23 protein-coding genes, 1 tRNA gene and 1 pseudogene are annotated in these 24,671 nt (G+C 33.4%); 5 read left to right on the forward strand and 20 right to left on the reverse strand.

Features of this window, described 5'->3' with window-relative positions:
• Positions 1–79: 79 nt before the first annotated feature.
• Positions 80–847, reverse strand: a complete 768-nt coding sequence (locus tag ABD816_RS18315; RefSeq protein WP_344929859.1) for an enoyl-CoA hydratase/isomerase family protein — start codon at positions 845–847, stop codon at positions 80–82.
• 264 nt (positions 848–1,111) lie between these two features.
• On the opposite strand from ABD816_RS18315, the gene ABD816_RS18320 reads away from it, so the two are divergent.
• On the forward strand, positions 1,112–2,449 hold the full coding sequence (locus ABD816_RS18320; RefSeq protein WP_344929861.1) for a hypothetical protein: 1,338 nt from the start codon (positions 1,112–1,114) through the stop codon (positions 2,447–2,449).
• Positions 2,450–2,594: 145 nt separating this feature from the next.
• Here the strand turns inward: ABD816_RS18320 and ABD816_RS18325 are convergent, their stop codons facing one another.
• Positions 2,595–3,923, reverse strand: a complete 1,329-nt coding sequence (locus ABD816_RS18325; protein ID WP_344929863.1) for an MATE family efflux transporter — start codon at positions 3,921–3,923, stop codon at positions 2,595–2,597.
• On the reverse strand, positions 3,920–4,420 hold the full coding sequence (locus tag ABD816_RS18330) for a GNAT family N-acetyltransferase (protein ID WP_344929865.1): 501 nt from the start codon (positions 4,418–4,420) through the stop codon (positions 3,920–3,922). Before ABD816_RS18330 ends, ABD816_RS18325 begins: the two co-directional genes overlap by 4 nt.
• A 116-nt stretch (positions 4,421–4,536) precedes the next feature.
• Here ABD816_RS18330 and ABD816_RS18335 point away from each other — a divergent pair.
• Positions 4,537–4,610: transfer RNA gene (locus ABD816_RS18335), tRNA-Ala, on the forward strand.
• Positions 4,611–4,948: 338 nt separating this feature from the next.
• On the opposite strand, the gene ABD816_RS18340 is transcribed toward ABD816_RS18335, so the two are convergent.
• The 11 genes from ABD816_RS18340 to ABD816_RS18390 all read right to left on the reverse strand — a co-directional run bounded on the left by ABD816_RS18340 (position 4,949) and on the right by ABD816_RS18390 (position 16,860).
• Positions 4,949–5,122 carry a hypothetical protein gene (locus ABD816_RS18340; RefSeq protein ID WP_344929867.1) on the reverse strand — a complete coding sequence of 58 codons (174 nt, stop codon included), beginning with the start codon at positions 5,120–5,122 and terminating at the stop codon, positions 4,949–4,951.
• Positions 5,123–5,427: 305 nt separating this feature from the next.
• Positions 5,428–5,715: a hypothetical protein gene (locus tag ABD816_RS18345; RefSeq protein WP_344929868.1), complete on the reverse strand. Its 288-nt coding sequence runs from the start codon at positions 5,713–5,715 to the stop codon at positions 5,428–5,430.
• Between the two features lie 203 nt (positions 5,716–5,918).
• Positions 5,919–6,188 (reverse strand): hypothetical protein, encoded by a 270-nt coding sequence (locus ABD816_RS18350; protein ID WP_344929870.1) that lies wholly within the window; start codon positions 6,186–6,188, stop codon positions 5,919–5,921.
• A 5-nt stretch (positions 6,189–6,193) separates the two neighbouring features.
• A complete protein-coding gene (locus tag ABD816_RS18355) occupies positions 6,194–6,358 on the reverse strand; it encodes a hypothetical protein (protein ID WP_344929872.1) in 165 nt (54 codons plus the stop codon).
• A gap of 591 nt (positions 6,359–6,949) precedes the next feature.
• A complete protein-coding gene (locus ABD816_RS18360) occupies positions 6,950–7,426 on the reverse strand; it encodes a hypothetical protein (protein ID WP_344929874.1) in 477 nt (158 codons plus the stop codon).
• Positions 7,427–7,786: 360 nt separating this feature from the next.
• Positions 7,787–8,569 (reverse strand): porin family protein, encoded by a 783-nt coding sequence (locus ABD816_RS18365; protein WP_344929876.1) that lies wholly within the window; start codon positions 8,567–8,569, stop codon positions 7,787–7,789.
• 786 nt (positions 8,570–9,355) lie between these two features.
• The gene (locus ABD816_RS18370; RefSeq protein ID WP_344929878.1) at positions 9,356–10,648 is read right to left on the reverse strand and encodes an HlyD family secretion protein; all 1,293 of its coding nucleotides are present in this window, start codon (positions 10,646–10,648) and stop codon (positions 9,356–9,358) included.
• A 43-nt stretch (positions 10,649–10,691) separates the two neighbouring features.
• Positions 10,692–12,896, reverse strand: a complete 2,205-nt coding sequence (locus tag ABD816_RS18375) for a peptidase domain-containing ABC transporter (RefSeq protein ID WP_344929880.1) — start codon at positions 12,894–12,896, stop codon at positions 10,692–10,694.
• A gap of 81 nt (positions 12,897–12,977) precedes the next feature.
• Positions 12,978–13,856 (reverse strand): thiopeptide-type bacteriocin biosynthesis protein, encoded by an 879-nt coding sequence (locus ABD816_RS18380; protein WP_344929881.1) that lies wholly within the window; start codon positions 13,854–13,856, stop codon positions 12,978–12,980.
• Positions 13,857–13,947: 91 nt separating this feature from the next.
• On the reverse strand, positions 13,948–16,164 hold the full coding sequence (locus tag ABD816_RS18385) for a lantibiotic dehydratase family protein (RefSeq protein WP_344929882.1): 2,217 nt from the start codon (positions 16,162–16,164) through the stop codon (positions 13,948–13,950).
• A gap of 105 nt (positions 16,165–16,269) precedes the next feature.
• Complete coding sequence (locus ABD816_RS18390; RefSeq protein WP_344929884.1) at positions 16,270–16,860, reverse strand: carboxymuconolactone decarboxylase family protein; 591 nt, start codon at positions 16,858–16,860, stop codon at positions 16,270–16,272.
• A 121-nt stretch (positions 16,861–16,981) separates the two neighbouring features.
• Here ABD816_RS18390 and recJ point away from each other — a divergent pair, with 121 nt between their 5' ends.
• The 3 genes and pseudogenes from recJ (at position 16,982) to ABD816_RS18405 (ending at position 19,616) form a co-directional block, all read left to right on the forward strand.
• Complete coding sequence (recJ, locus tag ABD816_RS18395) at positions 16,982–18,667, forward strand: single-stranded-DNA-specific exonuclease RecJ (protein WP_344929921.1); 1,686 nt, start codon at positions 16,982–16,984, stop codon at positions 18,665–18,667.
• A gap of 144 nt (positions 18,668–18,811) precedes the next feature.
• Positions 18,812–19,021: pseudogene (locus tag ABD816_RS18400) on the forward strand (GIY-YIG nuclease family protein); the annotation flags it as partial.
• A 241-nt stretch (positions 19,022–19,262) separates the two neighbouring features.
• Positions 19,263–19,616, forward strand: coding sequence for a DUF6686 family protein (locus tag ABD816_RS18405; RefSeq protein ID WP_344929885.1), 354 nt, complete (start codon positions 19,263–19,265; stop codon positions 19,614–19,616).
• A gap of 41 nt (positions 19,617–19,657) precedes the next feature.
• Here the strand turns inward: ABD816_RS18405 and ABD816_RS18410 are convergent, their stop codons facing one another.
• The 6 genes from ABD816_RS18410 to accC form a co-directional block, all read right to left on the reverse strand.
• Complete coding sequence (locus ABD816_RS18410) at positions 19,658–20,590, reverse strand: alpha/beta fold hydrolase (protein WP_344929888.1); 933 nt, start codon at positions 20,588–20,590, stop codon at positions 19,658–19,660.
• A gap of 35 nt (positions 20,591–20,625) precedes the next feature.
• A complete protein-coding gene (locus tag ABD816_RS18415) occupies positions 20,626–20,904 on the reverse strand; it encodes a hypothetical protein (RefSeq protein ID WP_344929889.1) in 279 nt (92 codons plus the stop codon).
• A gap of 5 nt (positions 20,905–20,909) precedes the next feature.
• On the reverse strand, positions 20,910–21,368 hold the full coding sequence (locus tag ABD816_RS18420; protein WP_344929891.1) for a 3-oxoacyl-ACP synthase: 459 nt from the start codon (positions 21,366–21,368) through the stop codon (positions 20,910–20,912).
• Between the two features lie 4 nt (positions 21,369–21,372).
• Positions 21,373–22,047, reverse strand: a complete 675-nt coding sequence (gene mtgA / locus ABD816_RS18425; RefSeq protein WP_344929892.1) for a monofunctional biosynthetic peptidoglycan transglycosylase — start codon at positions 22,045–22,047, stop codon at positions 21,373–21,375.
• 10 nt (positions 22,048–22,057) lie between these two features.
• Positions 22,058–23,170 carry an NAD(P)/FAD-dependent oxidoreductase gene (locus tag ABD816_RS18430; protein ID WP_344929894.1) on the reverse strand — a complete coding sequence of 371 codons (1,113 nt, stop codon included), beginning with the start codon at positions 23,168–23,170 and terminating at the stop codon, positions 22,058–22,060.
• A 118-nt stretch (positions 23,171–23,288) separates the two neighbouring features.
• The gene (gene accC, locus ABD816_RS18435; RefSeq protein ID WP_344929895.1) at positions 23,289–24,638 is read right to left on the reverse strand and encodes an acetyl-CoA carboxylase biotin carboxylase subunit; all 1,350 of its coding nucleotides are present in this window, start codon (positions 24,636–24,638) and stop codon (positions 23,289–23,291) included.
• Positions 24,639–24,671 lie beyond the last annotated feature (33 nt).

Consider the following 24,671-nt stretch of genomic DNA (forward strand, 5'->3'; position numbering starts at 1 on the left):
AGTGATGTTTAATTGATATGTTATAAACTTCTTATTTTTAATAGAGTTTCTGTCGTATGAGATGTTACTGCAAAAGCATTTATTTTTTAAACTTAGCCAACGCTTTTTTAGTAAAATCTGATAGCACCAGTTCGCCAGAGATCATGGCTCTTTCTATCAATAACTCTGTCCAGTGATCGGTTCCTTGCCAACTTATTTTTTTCATTTGTTGTGTTGCTTCCGGATGATAGCTTGCAAGTTTTTCTGCAAACAGCTCAATTTCTTTGTCTAATTCTGCAATAGTTTCAAAAACTTGTGCATATAAACCCTTTTCTTTTGCCCAGTATGCATTTTTCCATTGGGATGCATCCCAGGCCATAGCTTTAAACCCTGCCAATCCTATTTTTCTTGATACTGCAGGTTCTATAACGAAGGGGCCAATCCCGATTGTTAATTCGCTTAGCTTAATCGCTGCAGCTTCTGTAGCCATACAATAATCACATGCCGCTGCTAATCCGACGCCTCCACCCACAGTTTTTCCTTGTACTCTGCCTACAATTGGTTTTTTACATCTGCGCATTGCATTGATTACATTAGCGAATCCCGAAAAGAATTTTTTTCCTTCTTCTAAAGTTGTAATCGATACCAACTCATCAAAAGAAGCACCTGCGCAGAAAGCTTTCTTTCCTTCTGATTTTAATATGATCACATGTACCATATCATTTACAGATAACTGATCAAATGCCTGAGTGAGTCTATCTAATAATTCTGATGGAAAAGAATTACTGGCTGGATGCCCAAATTCTATAGTTGCAATTTTATTTTCTACATGTGTATATAAACTTCCGTTAAGTCTTGAAGTTGTCATAAAAAGAAGATTTATTCAAATGTACTATTTTTCATTTCAAGAGCAGCAGTGGGAAAAGTCAAAAATTCTATAAAATGTTAGTCAGGAAGACTTTGCCAATAGGTATAGTTTTGACAAGTATTAGATGGTCATTATGTATTATGGAGAAGTGAAAACAAATTATATGAAATTTATATTTCAAAATATTATTTCAAAACCTTATTTTTGATTTTTTTAAAGATAATGTTTTAAAAGTTTTATCTAGCTAACGTAAAATACATTACCATGAATTCAGGCATCTTAAAGGCACGCCGATCATTATTAAAAGACATAATAAAGAAACTACTATTATTATGTAAAGAAATGGCTTTTGTCATCGCAATTCTTGCGGCTATGATTGTACAAGGGCAGGATTTTGTCAATGTCGGCTTACACGGCAATGTGGATAGAGTGCAACCAATGACAGGTATTGTTTTTTGGGCAGATAATGAGTCTGATCTTTCTTCATTAGGCAATAAGGTACAATTAGAATACTCATATCTTATTTACTCAGACGTAGTATCCCAGAAGGATGTATATGACTGGTCTGTAGTGGATAATTTATTAATGAATGCTGCTGCTCGTGGCAGGCAGGTACTTTTACGATTTAGATATACCTATCCTGGGGTAACTACTCCTAGTGTGCCAGATTACATTCGGAATTTAAGTGATTATACGGATCAGATAAAACGAGTAGAAGGTAGTAAGACGTACCTTCCTGATTGGTCTCATCAGGAATTACAGGATTTTACATTAAAATTCTTTACTAAATTTGCTGAACGATATAATACAGACCCCAGATTGGCATTTGTACAAGTTGGGTTTGGATCGTATTCTGAGTATCACTTATATGACGGTCCATTAGCATTAGGGAAGACCTTTCCTTCAAAGGATTACCAGACAACATTTCTCAAACATGTAGATTCTGTATTTACGGAGTTGCGGTGGGCAATATCTATTGATGCCGCTGATAATGAATTTTCACCTATTAAAGGAAATAGTTCTTTAATGAATCTTGGATTTGGATTGTTTGATGATTCTTTTTTACATAGTAAACATTCTAAGAATGATCAAGAATATAATAGAGCTTCCTGGCTTACTTTTGGTGCTACAAGAGCTGCTACTCAAGTTGCAGGAGGAGAGTTTAGCTATTACTCCAATTATGATCAGAAACATATGCTGGATGTGCCTAATGGTCCTCATGGAACTAGTTTTGAAGAATTAGCCGATTTGTATGATATCAGTTATATAATTGGTAACGATCAATTAAAATATCAAACTGCAAAAAGAATCGAAGAAGCTGCTATTAATATTGGATATCGCTTTAAGGTAACTTCTTTTAAAAGTAATGGTGCAACTACAAAAGTAACTATCATGAATATAGGTCTTGCTCCTATTTATTATGATGCATTTCCTTCTGTTAACGGTGTGAGATCAACAACTAGCCTAAAGGGATTGCTAGCAGGTCAGAGTAAGACATTTACCATTAATGCAGGAGCAACCGATGAACAATTTGCAATTGAATGTGATCGATTGGTAGGAGGACAGATTATACAGTTTGATGCAGATTTAGGATCAGAATAGTATACATAGACGGTCCAAACGGTGACTGATTTTTTTTGATAGAGAAACAAAAACGTGTCAGGTTGCTGCTAATATAGATTAGACAGTAGCAGAGAATCGTAATTGGATACCAAGATACCCGAATCATTCTATTACGATTTGGGTATTATTTTTGGATCAAAGGAATAAATTTATTCCTGAATTTTATAATTAAAGAAATTCCTCTAAATAGTGCCCAAACGGTAAAGGCAATCCAGATTCCGTGTAGTTTTAAATCAAAATAATCACAGAAAAACAATGTGGGTAGAAATCCAATAAAAGTAGCGCCTAAAAGGACATTTCTTAGATATCCCATTTCGCCTAATCCTTTAAAAATTCCATCAAAAACAAAAGCAAAACCATTGATAGGTTGAACAATCAGTACAATAAAAAACACATTATAAAAAACTCGTAATACCTCATCATCTTTTGTAAATAAGGTTCCGATTTGTTCATAAAATATGAACCCTGATATCGCTAATATGATGCTCATTCCTATACCATAAGAAGCGACACGCTTGCCTAATTTCCAGAGTGCATTATAATCTTTGGAACCTAATAGTTTTCCTCCGAGAATATTACCTGCCGCACCATAGCCATCAATAAAAAATGCGGCTAATAACCATATGTTCATAGTAATAGTATAGGCGGCTATATATTCATCACCATAGTCAGTTGCATAGGAAGTAGCAAAATATAAAGCAACATTAAGTGCCACCGATCTTACAAAAAGATTGAGACTCATACGTACTAATCTTCCTAATTCGTTATGCAAGGGAAAACGTAATCTAAGACTCACCTTTGTTTTGACGATTAATAAGATAAAAACAATTAATGCCATTATAAACTGAGAGATAAGGCTTGCCCAGGCTGCTCCTTTGATTCCCATAGGATGAATAAATTCATCAATCCCAAATACAAGTATGAAATCTAATCCTATATTGACAAAAGCACCAATTAAGGCAACCACCATAGGCCAGAACGTATTTTGTAATCCTCGGAAGATTCCGAAAACAGCAAATGTAAATAAGGTGAGTGGAAATCCCCATACCCTTATATTATAGTAATCAACGCAATAATCTAATATCAATCCTTTGGCATTATAGAGTTTAAAAATCTCTTCTACAAAAAAGATAGTTGATAACAGTACGATAATACTTAAGAGTATATTAAAAAAAATTGCTTGCGCAGGCAATGTGGATACTTCCTTAATTTTTCCTGCTCCCAGATACTGTGAAATGATCGCAGATATTGCGCTACGGGTCTGACCCAGTATCCAGATAAGGGCTGATAGAAAAGAACCTACGATCCCTACAGCTGCTAATGATTCTGTGCCATACTCAGGGATATTACCTACAATAGCAGTGTCAGTTATGGACAGTAAAGGCTCAGCAATTCCTGCAATAATAGCAGGAACTGCTAATCGGTTTATATTTTTAAAACTGATGCTATTCATACAATCAATTCATAACAATAAAAAGGATGTTGGCTTTGTTTAGGAAAATAGATGTCGCTTAACTTTTTATATCCTCGGGTTTTGTAAAACTGCTGATTTCTTTTATTTTGACTAAATGTATCTAAGCGTATGGATTGGTACTTATTATTTTTTGCAAAGGTTTCTGCATATGTCATCAATTGTTGCGCGTATCCTTTACCCCATACGTCAGGATGCACCGCAAGTCGATGAATGTATAGATTGTTTTCATTCTTGGTAAGCCACTGTACAGGAATATATTCATCATCCATTATGGAAGTAAGTACAATAATCCCTTGGATTGTCAGGTCTATTTCTAATACATATAATTCCTGTAATTCTATATCTTTTTGAAAACGGGATTTAGTGGGATAATGTTCATTCCATTGATAAATCCCCTGTTTGATCATAGCACTGGCACAAGCCTGAGTAAGGCGATGGATTTGATTTAGATCAGAGGGCGTTGCTTTTCTTATCATTAGTTTTAATATAGACCAAAAGTACTAACTTTATCCTACTGTTTATAGTTTCTGATCAGATCAGGATTCATATTTAGATAAATTTTAAGAAAAAAGAGTATTTTTGGGATTGTACAGGGGATTTAGCTCAGCTGGCTAGAGCGTTTGACTGGCAGTCAAGAGGTCGTGGGTTCGACTCCCATCTTCTCCACTGGTAAATACGGAGCTTCTGAGGATTTTGATCTTTTGAAGCTTTTTTGTTTGCACTCAATTTGTACAAATGGGCTTACTTTAATTTTTATACTCTCTTAACCGCTAATCACTGACGGCACCATAAATATTCTGTTATTAATGGGAAGACACCATACTATTGAACGACATGGGGATTTATAATTTTCCCATTCCGATCTAAAGAAAATAAAAATTGATCACTTCCTCTACTATAATATTGGTATTCCTTTATTTCTTTGAAAATATTGGAGTTATAAATATGCTTCAATAATTGTATACCTCTTTCATCTAAAGAATTGATTTCAGAATCAATTTTTTTTAATTCATAAATTGACATTCCTGTATACTTGTAATAGTCAGAATCATTTTTTTTAATTCTTTAATTAAACTTTTAGGAATTAAAGAATGATCAATTTCTATTAGAAAATTATCATCTAAAATTAAAATTCCATAACATCTTGCGAAATCTTCAGCTGCTAATTTTAATATCATTTTACTTAATTAAATATTTCCACCAATTGGACAAACACTATTCCATTTTTGAAACTTGAACGAATTATTGGGTATTACATCGCTGTTAGATGAGATTATCATCAAGATACTTTATTATTTCTAAGAACATGTGTCTGATCGTCTCTGTCTCTATCTAAGTAAAACACTCGAATATTGACTAAATGCTCTTTATATTGGTGCATATAATTAGCTACATTTCTGAAACTGGTTCTTATATTTATTTACTCTTAACTGCCAATCGCTGACGGTACCAGAAATATTCTGGCGCTAGTGGGGAGTTTTATTCATAATGCTTCTGCTATTTCTTCAAAACTCAAAATTAGTTCCAAAAATTCTATTTCATCAAACTCTTTTTGAGCCCATTTAATAAAAGTTTGAAATTCTTTAGGAGCAAATTCAGGTATTATTTGCAATGTTTTTTCATTTTTAAATGAAAACCAGATGCATTCTATTTTACAACTAGGACAAATTTGTGAATGATGGTCTAGAGTTTGTAATCCTTGAAATTCAGAATTACAATTACTACATAAATTTTTATCTAATATTCCTATTTGATACCATTTTTTTTTCATTTCAAATAATTTAATAATGCATTGCGGTAGCAAACATACTATGGAACAGCGGGGGAATTAATCAATCTATCTAATCTTTTACGACCTTTACTAGTAGCTGCGATTTGTGCAAGATGTGTTAATGTTGTGCTAGTATTACTTGCTATAATTATTTTCTGACCATCTGGGAGGTAACCCCGCCAGCATCTTCAGCCGAGCACATATTATAAAGGAGTGCTTGCTGAGTTTTTTTTAAAAACTCTAATTAATATAAAAGATACAGCGACATAAATTAATATGTCTATTATGCCTTTTTCAATAAACCAACTATAATTTTTAAAATCGCTCCCTGTTATTTGAAATTCCCAATAAAAAGTATAAGGAAAACCTACTTTAAAGCCATTATCAAGTATATATATATTTATAATCAAAGACAAAACTGAGCTTATAAACATAAATAAAAATAAATAAGTCAAAACTTTTTTTAAATTCATAATAATTATTCTTTTGATCCAGAAATTACAGTTTTTGAATTTTTATCAATTGATGGATTACCATAAATACTAATTTTTGATTCTCGATAACTCCAATTATTACCTTCAACATCACTATATTTTAATCGCCTTGCTCCTCCACTTGAATCAGTATAATTAGAAACAGGCATATCTTCTGAATAAATTAGTCTAGGAAGAACTTTTCCTCCTTCTTGCGATACTTGATAAACATTTCTTCCTAAAGGATTAAACCAACTTGCTGAAAACCCTCCTTGAAAAGAATATGATCCCCCAGAACCACCAAAAGTTCCTGTTGTATATTTTACATCTTGATAGGATAGAAATTTTAATGCAAACTCATCTGAATTGCATCCATAAAAGCACGCTATACTACCATCAACATCAAAATTTATACTTTTCCAACCTGTTGGAGATAATTGTTTCTAATCTCCTACAAAAGGATCTTTATTACCTGTGACTTCAGAGAGACTGTTTTTAGAAGTGTTTTCTGCATCTACTGGGGGATGACTACTTACATTCATTTATTCTTTTAAGCCAATAATTATAAATTGTTTTTTGATTAAACTCATCTATTGAAGGTCTATTATTTTCATTTACAAACTCATGCCAAACTAAATTATTAAGCAAGTATTCTGTTGTTGCTAAATCGTCATTAATTGAATCCTCAGGTGGATAATTAACTCTTATACTAAAAAACCAACTCGTTAAAGGTGGTTTTATAATTTATATAAATTAAGCTACTACCTTAAACTAAAATATAGTGATGTAAATGGTATTAGTTCATTGTCTTGTTCACAATTCGAGAAAAAACTGTTAGAATATTTTTCAGTATTTATATTAACTTTATTAAGAGAATGAGCCTTTTCATTGCAATTAGAGTTAGATATTTTAGATAAAATTTGAGGGTTTTTAAAAATTAACTCAATATTTTTTTTATCTAATTTTGAAAGCATTTGTTTTTTAACTTTATTAGATTCCTTCCCTTTGTAATGCATTTTTACTGCTCTATATTTTTCTTTTTCTTTCCAAAAAATAATAATCTTACCTGTGTCATCGAATAAAGAAATCACATTAGTTTTTTCAATACCTCTTTCTTTGAGATTAGCCATCTCATTTTTAATTAATGAATATGCTGTAATGCTATCGGTCTCATATCTGTTCTGAGAATAAACATTCATACAAACTATTAATAATAAATATAATATGTAATTTTTCATAATTTTATTATCTTAAATATTTCCACCAATCGCACAAACACTATTCCATTTTTGAAGCTTGAACGAATTATTGGGTATTACATTGCTGTTAGATGAGATTATTATAAAGATACTTTATTATTTCTAAGAGCATATGTCTGATCGTCTCAGTCTCTATCTAAGTAAGACACTCGAATATTGACTAAATGCTCTTTAAATTGGTGCATATAATAAGTTACATATGATTTATTAAATAAATGATTATTAGCATTGTAAATCCGTTTTGAGCATTCTGCCAAGTCAGGAGACTTTGCCTTTACTTAGAAAATAAATAAGTCAGGGTAAAGTACTACTTATTACTAACTGTTAGGAATTGAGAGTTTATTTAATATTATTAAAAATAGAATACCCGAGCACCAAAGAGATAGAGCTGTACTTATAGGAGGATGCTCCACCATCTCCTAAATCTCTGGGAGCATATCGTAGCTGCACTTTATATCTATTCTTGTAATCGTATCCAATGCCAGCAGAAAAGCTGATACCAGAGCTAACTTTAAAATCATCTATATAGTCTTCATATACTATTTCTGAATTTAAAGGAATATCAAGTACTAATGCCCCATCAATAAAAAGCTTAGAATTCGTATTGAGAAACATATAGTGTCTAATTCCTAGAGGTACTTCTATAGATTGATAATTGACATCCATATTGGTAGTTAATGCTCCTGATGATTGCCTAAGAAATATAATGTCTTTATTACTATTAAAAGACTGATAAGTAGGGGTTAAAAATGCTGCCCACTTATTTCTGTTAAAAGCAAAAATGTATTCTGATTCTAGCCCTATTCTAAAAGTAAACTTGCTATCAAAATCAATGGTGGGAATATTATCTATGCGATTACTGACCTTTAAAGAATTAGCACTTATTCCACCAATTGCAGTAAGTTTAAAACGTCCTTTTTCCTGAGAATTCACAACATTAGATATGTCACCATTACAATTATTATACTTAAGGAAATACTTTGTTAAAGATTTTCTTTTGTATTCTGTACTTCTGACTTCTTTTAAAGAAATATTACTGCATTGCAAGTCTGTCCAAAGTTGGGTTTTGTAGTTTGTATTCGTTCTTTTAGTTGTTCCATCCAGATAGCTTTTATAAATCAATTGTTTGATCTCTGTTTCTTTTGTATGATAGAAATAACGAGTTAGGTTGCTTTGCTCATATATGTAGAGACTTGCCTTGTCTTCTATTAATTTTTTTAAGAATACAGTTTCTTCTATAAACTCAACTTCTTTATGCTTGCTTAGCTGATTGATCTGATTACTGGATTTATCAATATTGACTAAAAATCGTTTATATAAAGCCCCATTAGTAAGGCTAAATGCTTTAACAGTTTGTATTGATGCCGTTTTTAGAGTATCGTTTTCATTTATTTTATAAGAGAACGCAGTTGGATTATTTTTCCATCCTTCATTTTTTATAAAACAATTAATTTTCTCTCCGTTGTTTGTAATAAAATATCCGTTCTCAAATCTAATTTGTGAATAACAGTTATAACCAAAAAGTAGTAAAAGACTTATGAGTAGGTGTTTTTCATTTTTTAAATAGTATTTCTTTAAATTTTTTGCAATAGTACACTTATTTTTTATTCCAGATCACAAATTGATACAGCTTAAAAAAAAGAACATGGCGATTTCATAAATTCCTAAATAATAGTATGTTTTTTTCTTTATTGTGAGGTTTCAATATAATAGTGTCTCTTCTGTAGATTTTATTACCCTGTTTTCTCCACTTTTTTCTAATTAATTTTAAGTTTGTAGTGTTTATAGGAGTTTCAAAGGAAGTGTATAATGCTGCTAAAATGAGAGAAGGCGTCTGCTATTAATAAGCAATAGCCGATTTACGAGAGGATTTTTATAAGTGTTTTAAAAGAAAAAGTGTGCTTTATGCTACTGGTCTACTAAACTTTTGAACTGATAAAAAAAGCGATCGATGAGCCGAAGGTCTTCTGTGATGATCATGACAACACCTCTCATCTCGTGTCTAAATTCAATTTTTTTGTAGTATGAAGTAATTAAATCTTTCGGAAGTGCAACATCTATCAGGTATAGTCCATCTCTATCAGGTAAAAGGGAAATATGTTCTACTGTTCCTTGTAGCATTCCGAATTCATCATCGGGATAATTTTCTAGTTTGATATTTGCTTTTTGCCCCACTTTTATTTTACCAGAGTTTTGTGACGGGGCTTTAATTTTAGCAATATAAGAAGAGTTTTCTGATGGAATGATACTAAAAACTAAATCTCCTGCCAGCACTGTTTGATTCTCATTCCAAAAGTTCATAAAAGAAACACGACCTGTAATATCTGAGGTGAGTACATACTGTAACTCCCAATCTTTGATACTTTTCTTAAGCTGGTCAAAGGATTGTAATAACTTTGTTCTTAGATTAATTTCTTCTTTACGTTGGCTGATTTCTGTGCCTTTTGATGTTTTTGAAGCGGTACTAATACCTTCTGTAATCTGCGAAAGTTGCACATTATTACTTTCATAATCTCTTTCTGCCTGTAGATACGCTATTTTCTTACTTTCGAATTCTTGTGCTGATATAATTCCCTTATCAAATAAGCCTTTTTGCCTGTCAAAATCTCTTTTCTTAAAATCCAGTTCGGTTTTAGCGATTCTTTTTTGACCTTTTAGATTGGCTTGTCTTCGATATAATTCTGATAGCGATACTTGGTTGGCTAGCGATTCATTAGAAAAGGGTTGTAATTCTTTATTAAGAGAATATGCCAGATAATTGTTTTCAAATAATGCAAAACTAGTTTCTATATCCCCCAGAAACAATACTGGGATTTTATCTAAAGGAAAACTAATGTCCAGACTATTGATTGCTACACTATCTATCATTGATTTTAGCGTAAAAACATCCTGGTAATTTGCTGTATTTCTAATGATTGCTAATGGAGTGCCTTCTGGAACAATCTGCCCGTCCTCGACTAGAATTTTTTCGATTTCCCCTGTTACTTTTGCATATTCTTTTTGAGGTGGAACCTGTGCAGTTACTATTGCTTCTGCTTTTATAACATCTGGATATTTTATTAACCAGGATAAAAATAAGAGTAGTATGACCAAAGCAAAAATCAATACATTGCCCCATCGGATCATCCAATGCGGAACACGTGTCAGGATTTCCTGAACCTCCTCACTTCTTAATTGTATGTCATCTAAATGATCAGGCATCTTTTTGAGTTTCTACGTTTAATACATTGAAAAAGTTAAAAATTCAGGTTCCTAACTCTAATTGATTTTTAACTAAATGATAATAATTTCCTTTCTTTTTTACAAGCGCTTCATGGGTTCCTGCTTCTATAATTTGTCCTTTGTCTAATACTACTATCTGGTCTGCATTTCTTACGGTACTTAATCGATGAGCAATAACCATTACTGTTTTATTTTCGAAAAAGGTATTTAATTTTTCCATAATAACTTTTTCGTTATTAGCATCTAATGCTGAGGTTGCTTCATCAAAAAATAAGAATTTAGGATTTTTATAGACGGCCCGTGCAATAAATAATCGTTGTTTCTGCCCCGTACTGAGTCCTACACCTTCCATCCCTATTTTTGTATTATAAGATAGTGGCAATGATTCTATAAATTCTTTGATATTGGCAACATCTACCGCATGTGCTAACTTTTTTTTATCTATATAATCTTCTCCTATGGCTATATTATTAGCAATGGTATCATTAAAAATGTACCCTTCTTGCATCACTACACCCAGATGACCTCTCCAGGATTTTTGTGAGACTTTCTGTAAGTCATTAGTTCCTATAAGAATTTGCCCTTCATCAGGTTCATAAAATTTGAGAAGGAGCTTCATTAAGGTAGTTTTCCCACTACCACTAACTCCAACCACCGCAGTAATCTTATTGGAAGGAATAGAAAGCGATAGATTTTTTAAAACAGGTTTTTCTGATCCTATATATCTAAAACTTATGTTTTGTATATCAAACCCCGAATTCTCGGATACTTCTGATATTTTTTCATCTTCTGGTTGCTCTTCATCCTCTTTATTATGGATTTCGCCGAGGCGTTCCAGAGAGATCTGTGCATCTTGTAATTCTCTAAGAAAACTAATAAGTTGCGTAATTGGAGCATTTAATTGACCTACAATTGCCGTTATGGCAAGCATCATACCTATCGTAATTTCTCCACTGATCACAAGTTTAGCGGATAATACAATGATTAATATATTTTTTAATTCATTGATAAAACCAGATCCTACATTCTGATATTGCTCCAGTGCTAATCCTTCTACAGATACTTTAAACAGTTTTGCCTGCACAAACTCCCAGTTCCATCGCATTTTTTTTTCTGCATTGTGTAATTTGATTTCTTGCATTCCATTGACCAGCTCAATTACCCTGCTCTGTTCTTCGCTCACCTGAGAGAATCGCTTATAGTCTAGTTTTTTTCGCTTTTTAAAAAAAATCAGAATCCATGCAAAATAGAATATACTCCCTATTGCAAAAATGCCAAAAATAGAAAGGCTGTAATATATAAGTACGATACTAAATACGACCAGATTCACTAGTGAGAATAAAACATTAAGCGAAGACATTGTTAATATCCGTTCGATACGTTTATGATCATTAATACGCTGCAATAAATCTCCTGTCATTTTTACATCAAAGTATGAGATCGGCAGGTTCATCAGTTTGATAAAAAAGTCAGAAATAAGAGAGATATTAATACGGGTACTGAGGTGTAACAGAATCCAACTTCGTAATACTTCAATCAGCGTTCTGCCAATAAAAAGAGAAAGCATAGCGATGAGTACCAAATACACAAAATTAAGATCCTGATTCTGGATGCCTACATCTACAATACTCTGGGTCAAAAAGGGAGTTATTAATTGTAATAAACTACCTGCTATCAATCCTAAAATAAGCTGAAAAATAAACTTCTTATACTTAAAAAGATATTTAGATATAAATTTAAATCCAAATTTCTGATCTTCTTCATCCAGATCATCTGCATAGAATTTTGGGGTAGGCTCTATTAATAAAGCAACTCCTTCTTCTGTAGTTTCATCTGCATTATTGCCAATCCATGCTTTGATAAATTCCTCTTTGGTATAGGTGATGAGTCCGTGTGCCGGATCAGAAACATAGATGGTCATGCCTCCTTTTCGGGAAGTCTTAATATCAAATACAACTACATAATGGATTTTACGCCAATGAACAATACAGGGTAGGGGCACTTCTGTCAATTGATTCAATGATAATTTTGCACCAAGTGATCTGAAACCAATTTTTTCTACAGCATCACTTAATCCTAATAAAGAACTGCCTTCTCTGGTAGTCTCGCTGATCGATCTCAGCGTTGTCATGTTTAATGTCTTTCCATAATGCCTGGCGATTATTTTAATGCAAGTAGGACCACAATCTTTAGATTCAGCTTGTTTATAGAAAGGAAATTTGGGCATTAATTTTTGGATTTAGATGAATACTATAATTCATATGATGACAAAGTAAAACAATTCTTTTTTATTATTGTAGTACTAGATTCATTTTGACCCTATATACATTTGTGTGCGATAATACCGGCTTAAAAAATCATAACATACAAGTTCATAAAAACGTTGCCTGGATCTAAATGCTCTATTAACAAACATATGTATATAACTACTTATAAGATGGTCTGCTTGTATTTCTCCCGGATGCTTAGATAGATATTCCTGCACTCTTTTAACTTCTTCTTTATGAGCGCTGCTTTTAGTAAGTACTATTTTATAAATTGGCTCGTATGCAGAATTCTGACGGTTCACAGATAAAAAGTCTGATAATTCATCTTTTAAACCTTCATATTTTTTATTCAATTGCTTAACCAGCTTTTTATCTACCTGAAATTCTTTTTTAAAAGCTTTCTGATTCATGGTTGTTAATTGTAGTTTTTGGGCGTCTGTAAACTCAAAATCTTCTAATAATGTATCGATAGCTTTTAGAACAAATAAAAAATAAAGTGTCGGGTCTTCTATAAGGTCAAGTGCTTCTAGTATCATCATACTTTCCTTATAAAATAAAGTTTCTGAATTAGTTATATTTCTGGCTCCATATCTTTCTAATTCCCTGATATAAGTGTCTGTTTGTATTTTATAAACGATATCTGCGTCTATATAAGGGAGCAGTGATGCTTTTATTTGGTGTATCACAGGACCAATGTGCTGATTATTTTTGATATGAAATCTAATTCTAAGATGGAAATCAGGATCATTGTATCGTATAAAAAACCATGAGTCTATATAACCATCCTGTATTAATTTTTCTACTAGCGGTAGGATGGTATCTGATAATATCAGATCAGACGTTCTGTTACCACAATAAATTTTATAGTATAACCATTCTTCTCCAGTAATAAAGATCCTCTTGGTTTCTGGTGTATCCATGTATTCGTTAGCTTATTTGATTTTTTTTACCATTGGTTTTCTTACAACAGTAATTTTATGACAAAATGTAGCGTTCTAAGTAAAAGACATATTAGCTGTTTTTGTAAAATGAAATAATACATTCATTAGTAAAACCTTCGTCATTTCTATTTACCACGCATTTTTCTGAGAATAAAAACTCTATGAGCATGCAGGAAGCTCTGTTCTTTACGGTATCCAACCACATTCGTATGGAATCGATATTTTCCATATTGATAAGTAAGGTATTATCCCCATCTTTTAATTGAACCCTGCCGGGAATCTGTAACGATTTTCTCCATATCGTTATGGTTTCTATAAGATGTTGTTTTGATACAGTACGCAATTCAGTTAATTTATTTTTATGAATAATCCATCGGGCTTTTGATAGAATAAAATCTCCATATATAACTCTTGGTAAGAATTGATTTTTCTCTAATGCTGCTCCCCAGCTAAAACCGATACTTGCTCTTTTTTGTTGGGTTTGGAGGTCGCATAAGAATTGATAAATTGGCAGTGCATTGGCACTGTAATTATGTGCATTAGATAATCTGGGTACTATATAAGCATTCAATTTTTTAGATCGAAGTAGCATCTGTCCTCTATCAACAGAAATCATTAAATCATCAACAGGTATTTGGTTGTCTAATGGCAGGTTAGATTTTCCCAGATACGGGATTTCATAGTCTCTAATAGTAGATCGCTGTATTACATTCCCAATTCTGGATTCTGGCAGATGAATGATTTCTGCCACAACCTGCTCTTGATGCATTTCTTTTTCTTTATCTGCTATTTGCTTTACAATCTCAAGAATTTCAGGGTTTCCATTGGTAAATCTGCCTAAAAGATTGGTTGCAGAACTACCTCCTATAAAAGATAGTGTCATTTTCTCGACACCATCCTGATTAATTAGTTCTACAATGGTTGACATAGTATCAGGGAGATTATTCCAGTTTTCGGTAAAATCTGCGAGATCTGTATCTTTGATCTCTACTATGTATGCATTATTTTGTTGTGCTCGCGTTAACTTTTTGGCAAGTATCTGTTGCAGAGGAGTCCAAGATAAGGATTGCTCTTGTGTTTTTTTATAGTGAATATCGAGCCCATCGAGAAAAGGAGTTGTGTCTGAAGCGTCTTGCCCTTGAATATATCCGATTCCGATTTCTGTATCTAATGCGGTAGTAAGTGCAATTTCGCGACTTTCATACCTATTACTAAATGCTTTGATAAAACGACTCAGGTGATTTTCTGTAGATGCGTTTGTCATTTTATTCAATACAGACATCAATCTTTTGATCTTATAAGTCCACTTAATATCTAGTTGTCGTATAACAGTTTTAGGATATATATCTGTCTGAAATACATATTTTTGATCCATTGGTACATTAATCTGCTGTACTAATTTGATAAATTGGGTATATACTTTTATAGGATTGCCAAACTGTTGATCTATTTTCTGTAAAAAGTCTTGATATTCCGTTATTTGATGACAAAGATGAGTAGTATCAATATATTGCTGAAGGATTTCTTTCATTTGCTGTAAAAAATCGTCTCCACTAACAGATGGTTCCAATTCACTGATTAGAATTTGGTTTTCTATGAGTGTATGAATATAATCGGTCGCATCTTGTATGGTAATTTCATCATCTTGTATTAATACATCCACTAATTTATCTATAGTAACACCTGTTTTTGCGATTTCTATTACTTCTTGCAAATAAGACGTATGGGTAACTGCCTCCAGAGAATGCTCTCTACGATTCTGTTCAGTATATGTATATTCTACATAACGATATTGATTTCCAATTTTATATAGACTATTATTGGGAAACCAAGTTAATTGTTTTTTTATGTGTGGTTGTTGTTGAAATTCTTGCGAGCATGCCACCAGAAAGTTCATATCAAACCGCGTTTGCCGGATATAAGAGTCCAGATGATCGAGTTGGATATGAGTTTTTGCTCCCATAGTTCCTGCAGTGCATCCAGCAAATAGGCCAAAAGGTGTACAACGGCTGGTAATTCTGGCGATATATTTTAAAAAGGAGTGTTGTAATCTCTTGATAGTTTCAGGATCACTGATTTGATGATCCATCCATTTTTGGATTTCCTTGTATAATTCTGGTGAAGCTAAGAAAATAGCTTCTCTAATAATCTTGTTTCTCCAGGTTTCCTTATAAGTATCCGGATGGATTTCTGTTTCTTTAGTAATAGCCTCATAAAAATCTCTGGAAAATGCAGGAGTTCTAAGGCAAAAATGAGAAAATACTGCGTATGGATTTTTTGATTTCAAGGATTAATTGCTATTTGAATTGAATAAAAATACAATGCATACTATAAAATTCTGTGATGATTTGTTTGTAGTATAATTTTCTTAGTGCTTATTATTTCGTACTCATTACAGATGTTTTCCTTTCTCCCAACCATGCTTGCCCAGATATTTTTCTCCTGATTCCGTGGCACCTTCTTCAATAGAGGTTCCCATAGAATCGTTCCATCTGTTTAGAAATCCAAAAAGGGAAATTACTCCCAGCATTTCTACAATTTCACCTTCATCCCAATATTTTTTGAGTTCTTTTTGTATAGCATCATCCACCGAATTAGGTACTATAGATGCTGCTAAAGAAAAATTCAAAGCTGCACGTTCTGCATCATTGAATGCAGGATGTGTCTGATACTCCCAGATATTATCTAATTGCTCTTGTTCTGCACCATAACGCTCTGCAGCTCTAATGGCATGTGCCTGGCAATATCTACAACCAGTAGCATTACTACTTACCCAGGCAATCATTCGCTTTAAGGCTGAGGTTACACGTCCTTCATTAGCCATTACGGCTTTATTAAGATTAATAAATGCTTTAGAAATAGCAGGGCGTCGCTGCATGGTTAAGACTGAATTAGGACAAAAGCCTAGAGTTTCGTTAAAGAATTCAGCTAATTCTTTAGTTTCCTGATCATGATCGGCAGACAAAGGTGTTACTAATGGCATAAATATGTGTTTTCTGAGTTTGTTTTATTGTATGGTAAAGTACAAAACTAAAAACAAATAGAATCTGGTGTGTATGTTTTTTGTACTTTGGATTTTTAATATATCCAGAAGTATTGTACCCATGAGATGGACGCTGAAACCAAAACCTAAAAGAAGTGTAATAGATAAACTATCAGAGGCATTGAATGTTGATGTAGTAATTGCTTCTTTATTAGTTCAGCGAGGTATTGAGACCTATGAAGAAGCTAAACAATTTTTTAGACCCTCCTTACGTGATTTACACGATCCTTTTTTAATGAAAGATATGGATCTTGCAGTTGCCAGAATAGAAAAAGCCATGGCAAATCATGAAAATATAATGGTATATGGAGATTATGATGTGGATGGTACTACCTCTGTAGCCTTGATGTCTTCCTATCTGGCAACAATATCCTCTCAGGTAACAACCTATATTCCTGATCGATATGGAGAGGGATATGGTGTTTCGTATCAAGGAATTGACTATGCGTCAGATAATGATATTACCTTGATTATTGCATTGGATTGTGGAATAAAAGCGATTGAAAAAGTTGCTTATGCTAAATCAAAAGGAATTGATTTTATTATCTGTGATCACCACAGACCCGGAGATCAAATTCCGGATGCTGCTGCAGTTTTGGACCCTAAACGTGAAGATTGCAAATATCCATATAAAGAATTATGTGGATGTGGAGTAGGGTTTAAGTTAATTCAGGCGATAGGTATGGGTATGGGACAAACGATACAAGACTTATTAGTATATCTCGATCTGGTAGTTACTGCTATTGGTGCTGATATTGTGCCAATTACAGGAGAAAACAGAATATTAGCATATTATGGATTACAGGTAATTAATAAAAATCCAAGAATTGGTTTTAGAGCCATGCTTTCTCAGGTAAAAAAAGAAGCCCTTACCATTACAGATGTTGTATTTATTATTGCACCCAGGATTAATGCAGCAGGAAGAATGAAACACGGATTACACGCAGTGAATTTATTGACCGAAGAACGTTATGAAAGTGCATTGCAATTTGCTTCAGAAATTGAAACGTATAATAGTGATCGAAAAGATGCAGATAAAAGTATTACTGCAGAGGCTTTGACACAAATACTTAGCAATAAAGAAGAGAAAGGGAATACGACCGTAGTGTATGAAGAAGATTGGCATAAGGGTGTGATTGGAATCGTAGCTTCCAGACTTATTGAGACCTATTATCGTCCAACCTTGGTTTTTACAAAAAGTGGTGAAAAACTTGCCGCATCTGCAAGATCGGTAAAGGGTTTTGATGTCTACAATGCCTTAGATGCCTGTTCAGAACATATTGAGCAATTCGGAGGACATAAATATGCAGCAGGATTGACACTGGGAATACATCAATACAAAGCTTTTAAACAAAAATTTGAGGAAGTTGTATCAAATACAATAGATAAAAAATTATTAACTCCGGAAATACAAATTGATACTCCCTTAGAATTGGATCAAATTACGCCTAAGTTCTTTCGGATTCTCAAACAATTTGGTCCCTTTGGTCCTGGAAATATGACTCCTGTTTTTATGACAGAAAATGTAAACGATACCGGATATGCCAGGTGTGTGGGAGCAGATGAAAAACATTTAAAATGTAAGGTGAGAAAAAATGGGTTAGAAATGAATGCTATTGGTTTTAATCTGGGGTCAAAATATACTTCGGTTACCGATGGACAACATTTTAAAATAGCATACACTATAGATGAAAATCATTGGAATGGTGCCGTGTCATTACAGTTGATGTTGAAGGACATTAAATAATTGTAGTGAATGAGAATACTCGTTAGGACAAAGAAGTATGATAAAGTAATCTTTTGTTTTATAGTAGAAATTTGAATAAATAACTACCTCCTAAATACCGTTATCTATATTGGTGTTACAAGTGATTTATGAAAGAGGGTATATCAACATAAAATAAAATTTTTCAAAGGGTTCACCGCTAGATATAATTGCGAAAAACTGGTTTATTTTGAAGAATTTGATTCTATTACCAAAGCAATAGCTCGTGAAAAACAACTAAAAGAGGGGAATCGAAAACGAAAAATTGACTTAATTAATAAGGGTAATGCTAATTGGAAGGATTTATCAGATGAATGGGTATTCAACATTGATTAATAATATACAGATTGCTTCGCTGCGTTTTTACTATGCTTGCAATGATGTTAGTGTTGTCATTACGAAGAGGTAGAATGCAATAGTCTATTGATCCCAAATTGAAAATATTGAACAGATTACTTGGCTATGCTTTACTGCGCCCGCAATGACGTTGACATTATTACATTTCAATTAAAATTATCTATTCTTATTTAGACTAAGTATAAATAATTTATTATTTTTGGTGTAAATGAAATGTATTATGGATGCTATTAATAAAATATACAGTAATGAGGTAGGGATTTCTTTTTTTTGGAAAAAAGAAGAGCATATGGAAACCCGAAGAGTTCAAATGGTGTTTAGAGATATTGGATTTTTATTGACACTCCACGAATTAAAAGAATTTTCTAAAGGGTGTACTAATGCTAAGGCTTCATACAATTGCAATCAGTGTGCAGATCATCAACATTGCAGGTCATTATTGCTTAGAACTCCATCAGAGAAAATAGACTTAGCGGTAAGCATAGATGAATTAGATCAATTACAGGAATTGATTAATACGACCGTTTTTAGAGTGTCACTAAAAAATTGGGTTCAGAATCTATGTCTTAATTAATAGGTAGAATTTACGTTATACCTGCCTACTATAAAAATGCATTAGTTTAAAAAATCCAGAATTTTATAGGAAACTTCTTCTGATTTGGTTTCCTGAATAAAATGTTTTTCATCAATTAAATGAATGTCTTCTTGATCAACTTTTAGTGCATTTATCACTTTACTTTGCTGTGGTGTCCATTGTAGCATCGTATCGTGAATACCCCAAATTACTGCAACAGGAATATCGATATTTTCAAAAACTAAAGAATAGTCAGGAAAGTAATTACAGGTTCGAGTAAAGAAATAATACATTCCGTCTGTTTTACCTTCTAATAATGGTGTTTTATACCCTTCTACATCAATTTCATTTAAGGTATTTTCTTGTAAGCCTTCTTTAAATAGTGTTCTGAGTAATACATTGGTAGTGATTCCGTTACGATATGACCACATTGCAGTTTTGGCAGCGGCTCCCGGACTAAATCGGATCGGTGGGTGAAATCCTTCTTCATATATAATCGTATTCAGTACAATAAGTTCTTCGATTCGTTTTGGTGCCTGATTCATAAGCTCCCACGTCCATATACCTCCTACATCGTGCATTACGTGCGACCAGTATTCTATACCCAGACCATCCATAAGTGCCAGTAACCGAGTTGCATGTTCCTTTTCACTATAAATTTTATATCCCTCTGGAGCATCACTGGAGCCATACCCCAACATATCAGGAATAATTACTCTATACCCTCCTGCTACTAATGGATTTATCATTTTTCTGTATAACCATCCAGAAGTAGGTACGCCATGCAGGAGGACAATCACAGGACCAGTACCTTTATCTATATATTTTATAATTCCATCTTTAGTAGGAAAGGATTTTTGCTCATTTCTAAATGTCTCATAGGTCATTTGACCTCTTCTAGCGGTTGTACTTTGATATGGTTTGCAAGAAAATAATAATACTCCGATTAAAAGTAACAAGTAACGTTTTCCCATAGAGAATGATTTAGTGAAGTGGCAATTTACTAAATTCATTTATTAAATTGATCTAATAAGAATTTTCCAAAAATAAAATAAAGGAATAATACCATAAATCCTCCGATAAATAAACCATTGGTAAGAATCGTAGCAAATTCATATTTTAATGTAATTAATACAACACAAATAATGAATTGAACAAGAGCATAGATGATATTACCTTTAGGACTGTATCCAAACATACCTAAAAATTTAGTTTTTGTGATGCCAAAAATGAAATGTGGCATTGCATTGGCAAGAAATGCGCCTATTAAAAAGTCTATTATATCCATATGGTTTAATCTATTTTTTTAATAGTAATACGGTTTCCATTAAAACTGAAATGGTCACCGATTTTTTTTCCTAGTATTAATTTACCAATAGGTGTATTAGCAGCAATAGCAAAATAAGGTTTCTCATCAACAATTAATTTTCCAACAGAGGCACTTAAAAAATAGCTGCTTTGAGAGGTAGTTACCAGGCTCCCTAATCTAACTATTGTAGATACCGCAGTGATGTTAATTTTAGCAATGATCTCTAGTACTTTCTGAACCTCTGCTAACTGTGCTCCCGCTTTTTCTCGTTCTAATTGTATCACGGCACGACCGGTCTCATGTTTGTCACCTGCAGAACTTTTGGTTTCTGAACTAAGAGATTCTTCAATATTAGCAATCATATGTATAATTCTGTCCAGTCTCTGATTTGCATGACTCTGACACTGCCGTAATAATTCTTCTTTAATTTGATCAAGCTGCATAGTACTATTTCTGGTCTAAGGCTAAAGTACCATAATTACGCATTTGTTTGATAATCCAGATCTTTCTTTTTTGGATATAATCGGATGGAGGATGGGCGCTATATTTTAGGGGATTGGGTAAAATAGCAGCGATGGCTGCTGCTTCATAAGCTGTGAGGTTCATCGCAGGTTTATTAAACCAAAAGTGAGCAGCTGCTTCTGCACCATAAATTCCATTTCCCATCTCAATACTGTTTAGATATACTTCCAGAATCCGTTCTTTTGTCCAAAATGTTTCTATCAAAAAAGTAAAATACGTTTCAAAACCTTTGCGAATCCAACTACGTTGTGGCCATAAAAATACATTTTTTGCAGTTTGTTGTGAAATGGTGCTTGCCCCACGGAGTGTTTTTCCAGAGGAATGCGAATGGATTACTTTTTCTATAGCTTCTGTATCAAAACCATGGTGTTTGGTGAATTTTTGATCCTCGCTACAGATGATAGCTAACTGAAGGGGTTTTGCTATGTTTTCTATAGGTACCCATTGATGGGCTACAAAACTGTTTTTGGACTGAAAATTACGAATAACCATCAATGGAGTGCCTGGTACAGGAACCCATTTGTATATAAGTACCCAGAAAACACTTAGTAGCACAAATGCTACTATCATCTTTAGGATCAAACGAATTAGTTTTTTCACAACTATTTTTTTATAAAAGATCTGCTAATTCTGTACCAATCAGACTTCCTATTGCCACACCCATTCCACCCAGACGTACTCCACAAAACACATGGTCAGAAATTTGCTTAACAATAGATTTCTTCTGATGGTCAATCCCCATAATTCCACTCCAGCGGTGCTCAATTTCAAAATCAATAGCAGGCAAAATAATATCTACTAACATGTGTTTAAGTTTTTGTTGCACCCGCATTGTTTCGCCAAACTCTGTTGTTTTTTCTGTTTTAAAATCTAAGTTCCTGCCACCTCCTAGTAAGATCCGATCATGAATATTTCTAAAATAATAATAACCTCTATCCAGATGAAAAGTACCTTTAATCTTTAAACCCTTAATTGGTTTTGTGATTAGTACTTGTGCTCGTGCAGGTTCTGTATCGGCAATGCCCAGTTGTGAGGCAAAACCGTTAGTAGCGATTAATAATTTATTTGTAGTAAGCGTAAATTGATCTGTTTTTACGGTAACCCCTGTATTTTCATTTTGATAGGATTCTACAGTACAGTTATTTATTATTTTAATGTTAGAAGCTTGCACTTTTTGTAATAAAGCATCCATCATATTACCAGTATCAATTTGCCCTTCTAATTGATTAAGGATCGTATAAGGTAGAATATTGGTAAAGTTAAAAATATTCTCTTTTCTTAAAAAGACAGGTTTTTTAAAAATAGGTTTTAACAAGCTGTTCAATTCTTCTATGTTCGACAAGCAGGAAGTATATAACGCAGTATCAGTTTTAGTAAAAAGTTCATAACCGCCATGTAGTTGATAATCGATAGCTTTATCTCCCAGGTTTTTTCGTAATAATTGAAGACCTTCATATCGCTTTTTGATCAAATGAAGTACTTCTTCCTGAGTATGTGTCTGGAGATCATCAAGGATTTCTGATAAACTACCAAAACAAGCAAAACCTGCGTTTTTAGTACTGGCACCATTTGGAAACATACCTCTTTCTAAGATTATAATTTTAGCTTTCGGGAATTTATGCCTTAATCTCAATGCACAATTGAGTCCTACAATACCACTACCGATGATTGTAAAATCTATGTTTGCTAACCAGGTTTTGTATTCCCAATAACTTAAAGTCATTTTTTTCTTGCTTTAGGAGGTATAAGAGATGATATATGGTGTTGAATTATGGTTGATAAGAGCGTGCTATTAAGTTCGGATAAGCTCAAAAAAAAGCCTCACTATTGAGGCTTTTTTATTATTCTGTTGGTTCTTCCATTTCAAAATCTTCCATAAATTTGGTGGTATAATTTCCAGCAATATAATCTGGATGATCCATCAATTGTCTATGAAAGGGTACGGTAGTTTTTATTCCTTCTACTACAAATTCATCTAAGGCTCTTTTCATCTTATTAATAGCCTCTTCACGGGTTTGTGCAGTGGTAATTAATTTAGCAATCATAGAATCGTAGAAAGGAGGGATAATGTATCCGCTATATACGTGTGTGTCAATTCTAACTCCATGTCCACCAGGAATATGAAGGTTTGTTATTTTACCCGGAGAAGGGCGAAAATCTTTATAAGGATCTTCTGCATTGATTCTACACTCAATAGAATGTAATTGCGGGAAATAGTTTTTTCCTGAAATAGGGATTCCTGCAGCGACTAAGATTTGTTCTCGTATTAGATCGTAATCAACGACTTGTTCTGTAATAGGATGCTCTACCTGTATACGGGTATTCATCTCCATAAAGTAGAAGTTACGATGTTTATCTACTAAGAATTCTACAGTTCCTGCTCCTTCATATTTTATATATTCTGCGGCTTTTATAGCAGCAGCTCCCATATCATTTCTCAATTCATCTGTCATGAAAGGAGAAGGAGTTTCTTCTGTTAATTTTTGATGTCTGCGCTGTACAGAACAATCTCTTTCTGATAAGTGACAGGCTCTGCCATTACTATCTCCAACGACTTGAATTTCTATATGACGTGGCTCTTCTATAAGTTTTTCCATATACATAGCATCGTTACCAAAAGAGGCTGCGGCTTCTTGTCTGGCGTCATCCCAGGCTTTTCTCAGGTCCTTTTTGGCCCAAACGGCACGCATTCCTTTTCCTCCGCCTCCCGCAGTTGCTTTAAGCATCACGGGGTATCCCATCTTTTTTGCAAGTTTTTCAGTTTCCTCAAATGTATCAAGGATTCCATCACTTCCCGGGATGGTAGGTACTCCTGCAGCTTGCATTGTAGCTCTTGCAGAAGCTTTATCTCCCATTTTTTCAATCATTTCTGCACTAGCACCGATAAATTTTATCTTATGTTCTTCACAGATTTTGGAAAATTTAGAATTTTCTGATAAGAATCCATATCCAGGATGTATTGCATCAGCATTGGTAATTTCTGCTGCCGCAATAACATTAGACATTTTAAGATATGATTCATTACTAGGTGCGGGACCGATACAAACAGCTTCATCAGCAAAACGTACGTGTAAACTTTCTGCATCTGCAGTAGAATACACCGCTACCGATTTTATACCCATTTCTTTGCAGGTTCTGATTACACGCAATGCAATCTCACCTCTATTTGCAATTAGAATTTTTTTAAACATAACGTTACTAATTTAAAAATCTCAAATTCCAAG

This window comes from Aquimarina addita, from assembly GCF_039539305.1.
In the GTDB taxonomy this organism is placed as follows: domain Bacteria; phylum Bacteroidota; class Bacteroidia; order Flavobacteriales; family Flavobacteriaceae; genus Aquimarina; species Aquimarina addita.

What these genes read in the sequence shown, in the direction of transcription:
- ABD816_RS18315 (WP_344929859.1), bottom strand. Translation starts at nt 847, where the DNA reads ATGACAACTTCAAGACTTAACGGAAGTTTATATACACATGTAGAAAAT.
- ABD816_RS18320 (WP_344929861.1), top strand. Translation starts at nt 1,112, where the DNA reads ATGAATTCAGGCATCTTAAAGGCACGCCGATCATTATTAAAAGACATA.
- ABD816_RS18325 (WP_344929863.1), bottom strand. Translation starts at nt 3,923, where the DNA reads ATGAATAGCATCAGTTTTAAAAATATAAACCGATTAGCAGTTCCTGCT.
- ABD816_RS18330 (WP_344929865.1), bottom strand. Translation starts at nt 4,420, where the DNA reads ATGATAAGAAAAGCAACGCCCTCTGATCTAAATCAAATCCATCGCCTT.
- ABD816_RS18340 (WP_344929867.1), bottom strand. Translation starts at nt 5,122, where the DNA reads ATGATATTAAAATTAGCAGCTGAAGATTTCGCAAGATGTTATGGAATT.
- ABD816_RS18345 (WP_344929868.1), bottom strand. Translation starts at nt 5,715, where the DNA reads ATGAAAAAAAAATGGTATCAAATAGGAATATTAGATAAAAATTTATGT.
- ABD816_RS18350 (WP_344929870.1), bottom strand. Translation starts at nt 6,188, where the DNA reads ATGAATTTAAAAAAAGTTTTGACTTATTTATTTTTATTTATGTTTATA.
- ABD816_RS18355 (WP_344929872.1), bottom strand. Translation starts at nt 6,358, where the DNA reads ATGCCTGTTTCTAATTATACTGATTCAAGTGGAGGAGCAAGGCGATTA.
- ABD816_RS18360 (WP_344929874.1), bottom strand. Translation starts at nt 7,426, where the DNA reads ATGAAAAATTACATATTATATTTATTATTAATAGTTTGTATGAATGTT.
- ABD816_RS18370 (WP_344929878.1), bottom strand. Translation starts at nt 10,648, where the DNA reads ATGCCTGATCATTTAGATGACATACAATTAAGAAGTGAGGAGGTTCAG.
- ABD816_RS18375 (WP_344929880.1), bottom strand. Translation starts at nt 12,896, where the DNA reads ATGCCCAAATTTCCTTTCTATAAACAAGCTGAATCTAAAGATTGTGGT.
- ABD816_RS18380 (WP_344929881.1), bottom strand. Translation starts at nt 13,856, where the DNA reads ATGGATACACCAGAAACCAAGAGGATCTTTATTACTGGAGAAGAATGG.
- ABD816_RS18390 (WP_344929884.1), bottom strand. Translation starts at nt 16,860, where the DNA reads ATGCCATTAGTAACACCTTTGTCTGCCGATCATGATCAGGAAACTAAA.
- recJ (WP_344929921.1), top strand. Translation starts at nt 16,982, where the DNA reads ATGAGATGGACGCTGAAACCAAAACCTAAAAGAAGTGTAATAGATAAA.
- ABD816_RS18405 (WP_344929885.1), top strand. Translation starts at nt 19,263, where the DNA reads ATGGATGCTATTAATAAAATATACAGTAATGAGGTAGGGATTTCTTTT.
- ABD816_RS18410 (WP_344929888.1), bottom strand. Translation starts at nt 20,590, where the DNA reads ATGGGAAAACGTTACTTGTTACTTTTAATCGGAGTATTATTATTTTCT.
- ABD816_RS18415 (WP_344929889.1), bottom strand. Translation starts at nt 20,904, where the DNA reads ATGGATATAATAGACTTTTTAATAGGCGCATTTCTTGCCAATGCAATG.
- ABD816_RS18420 (WP_344929891.1), bottom strand. Translation starts at nt 21,368, where the DNA reads ATGCAGCTTGATCAAATTAAAGAAGAATTATTACGGCAGTGTCAGAGT.
- ABD816_RS18430 (WP_344929894.1), bottom strand. Translation starts at nt 23,170, where the DNA reads ATGACTTTAAGTTATTGGGAATACAAAACCTGGTTAGCAAACATAGAT.
- accC (WP_344929895.1), bottom strand. Translation starts at nt 24,638, where the DNA reads ATGTTTAAAAAAATTCTAATTGCAAATAGAGGTGAGATTGCATTGCGT.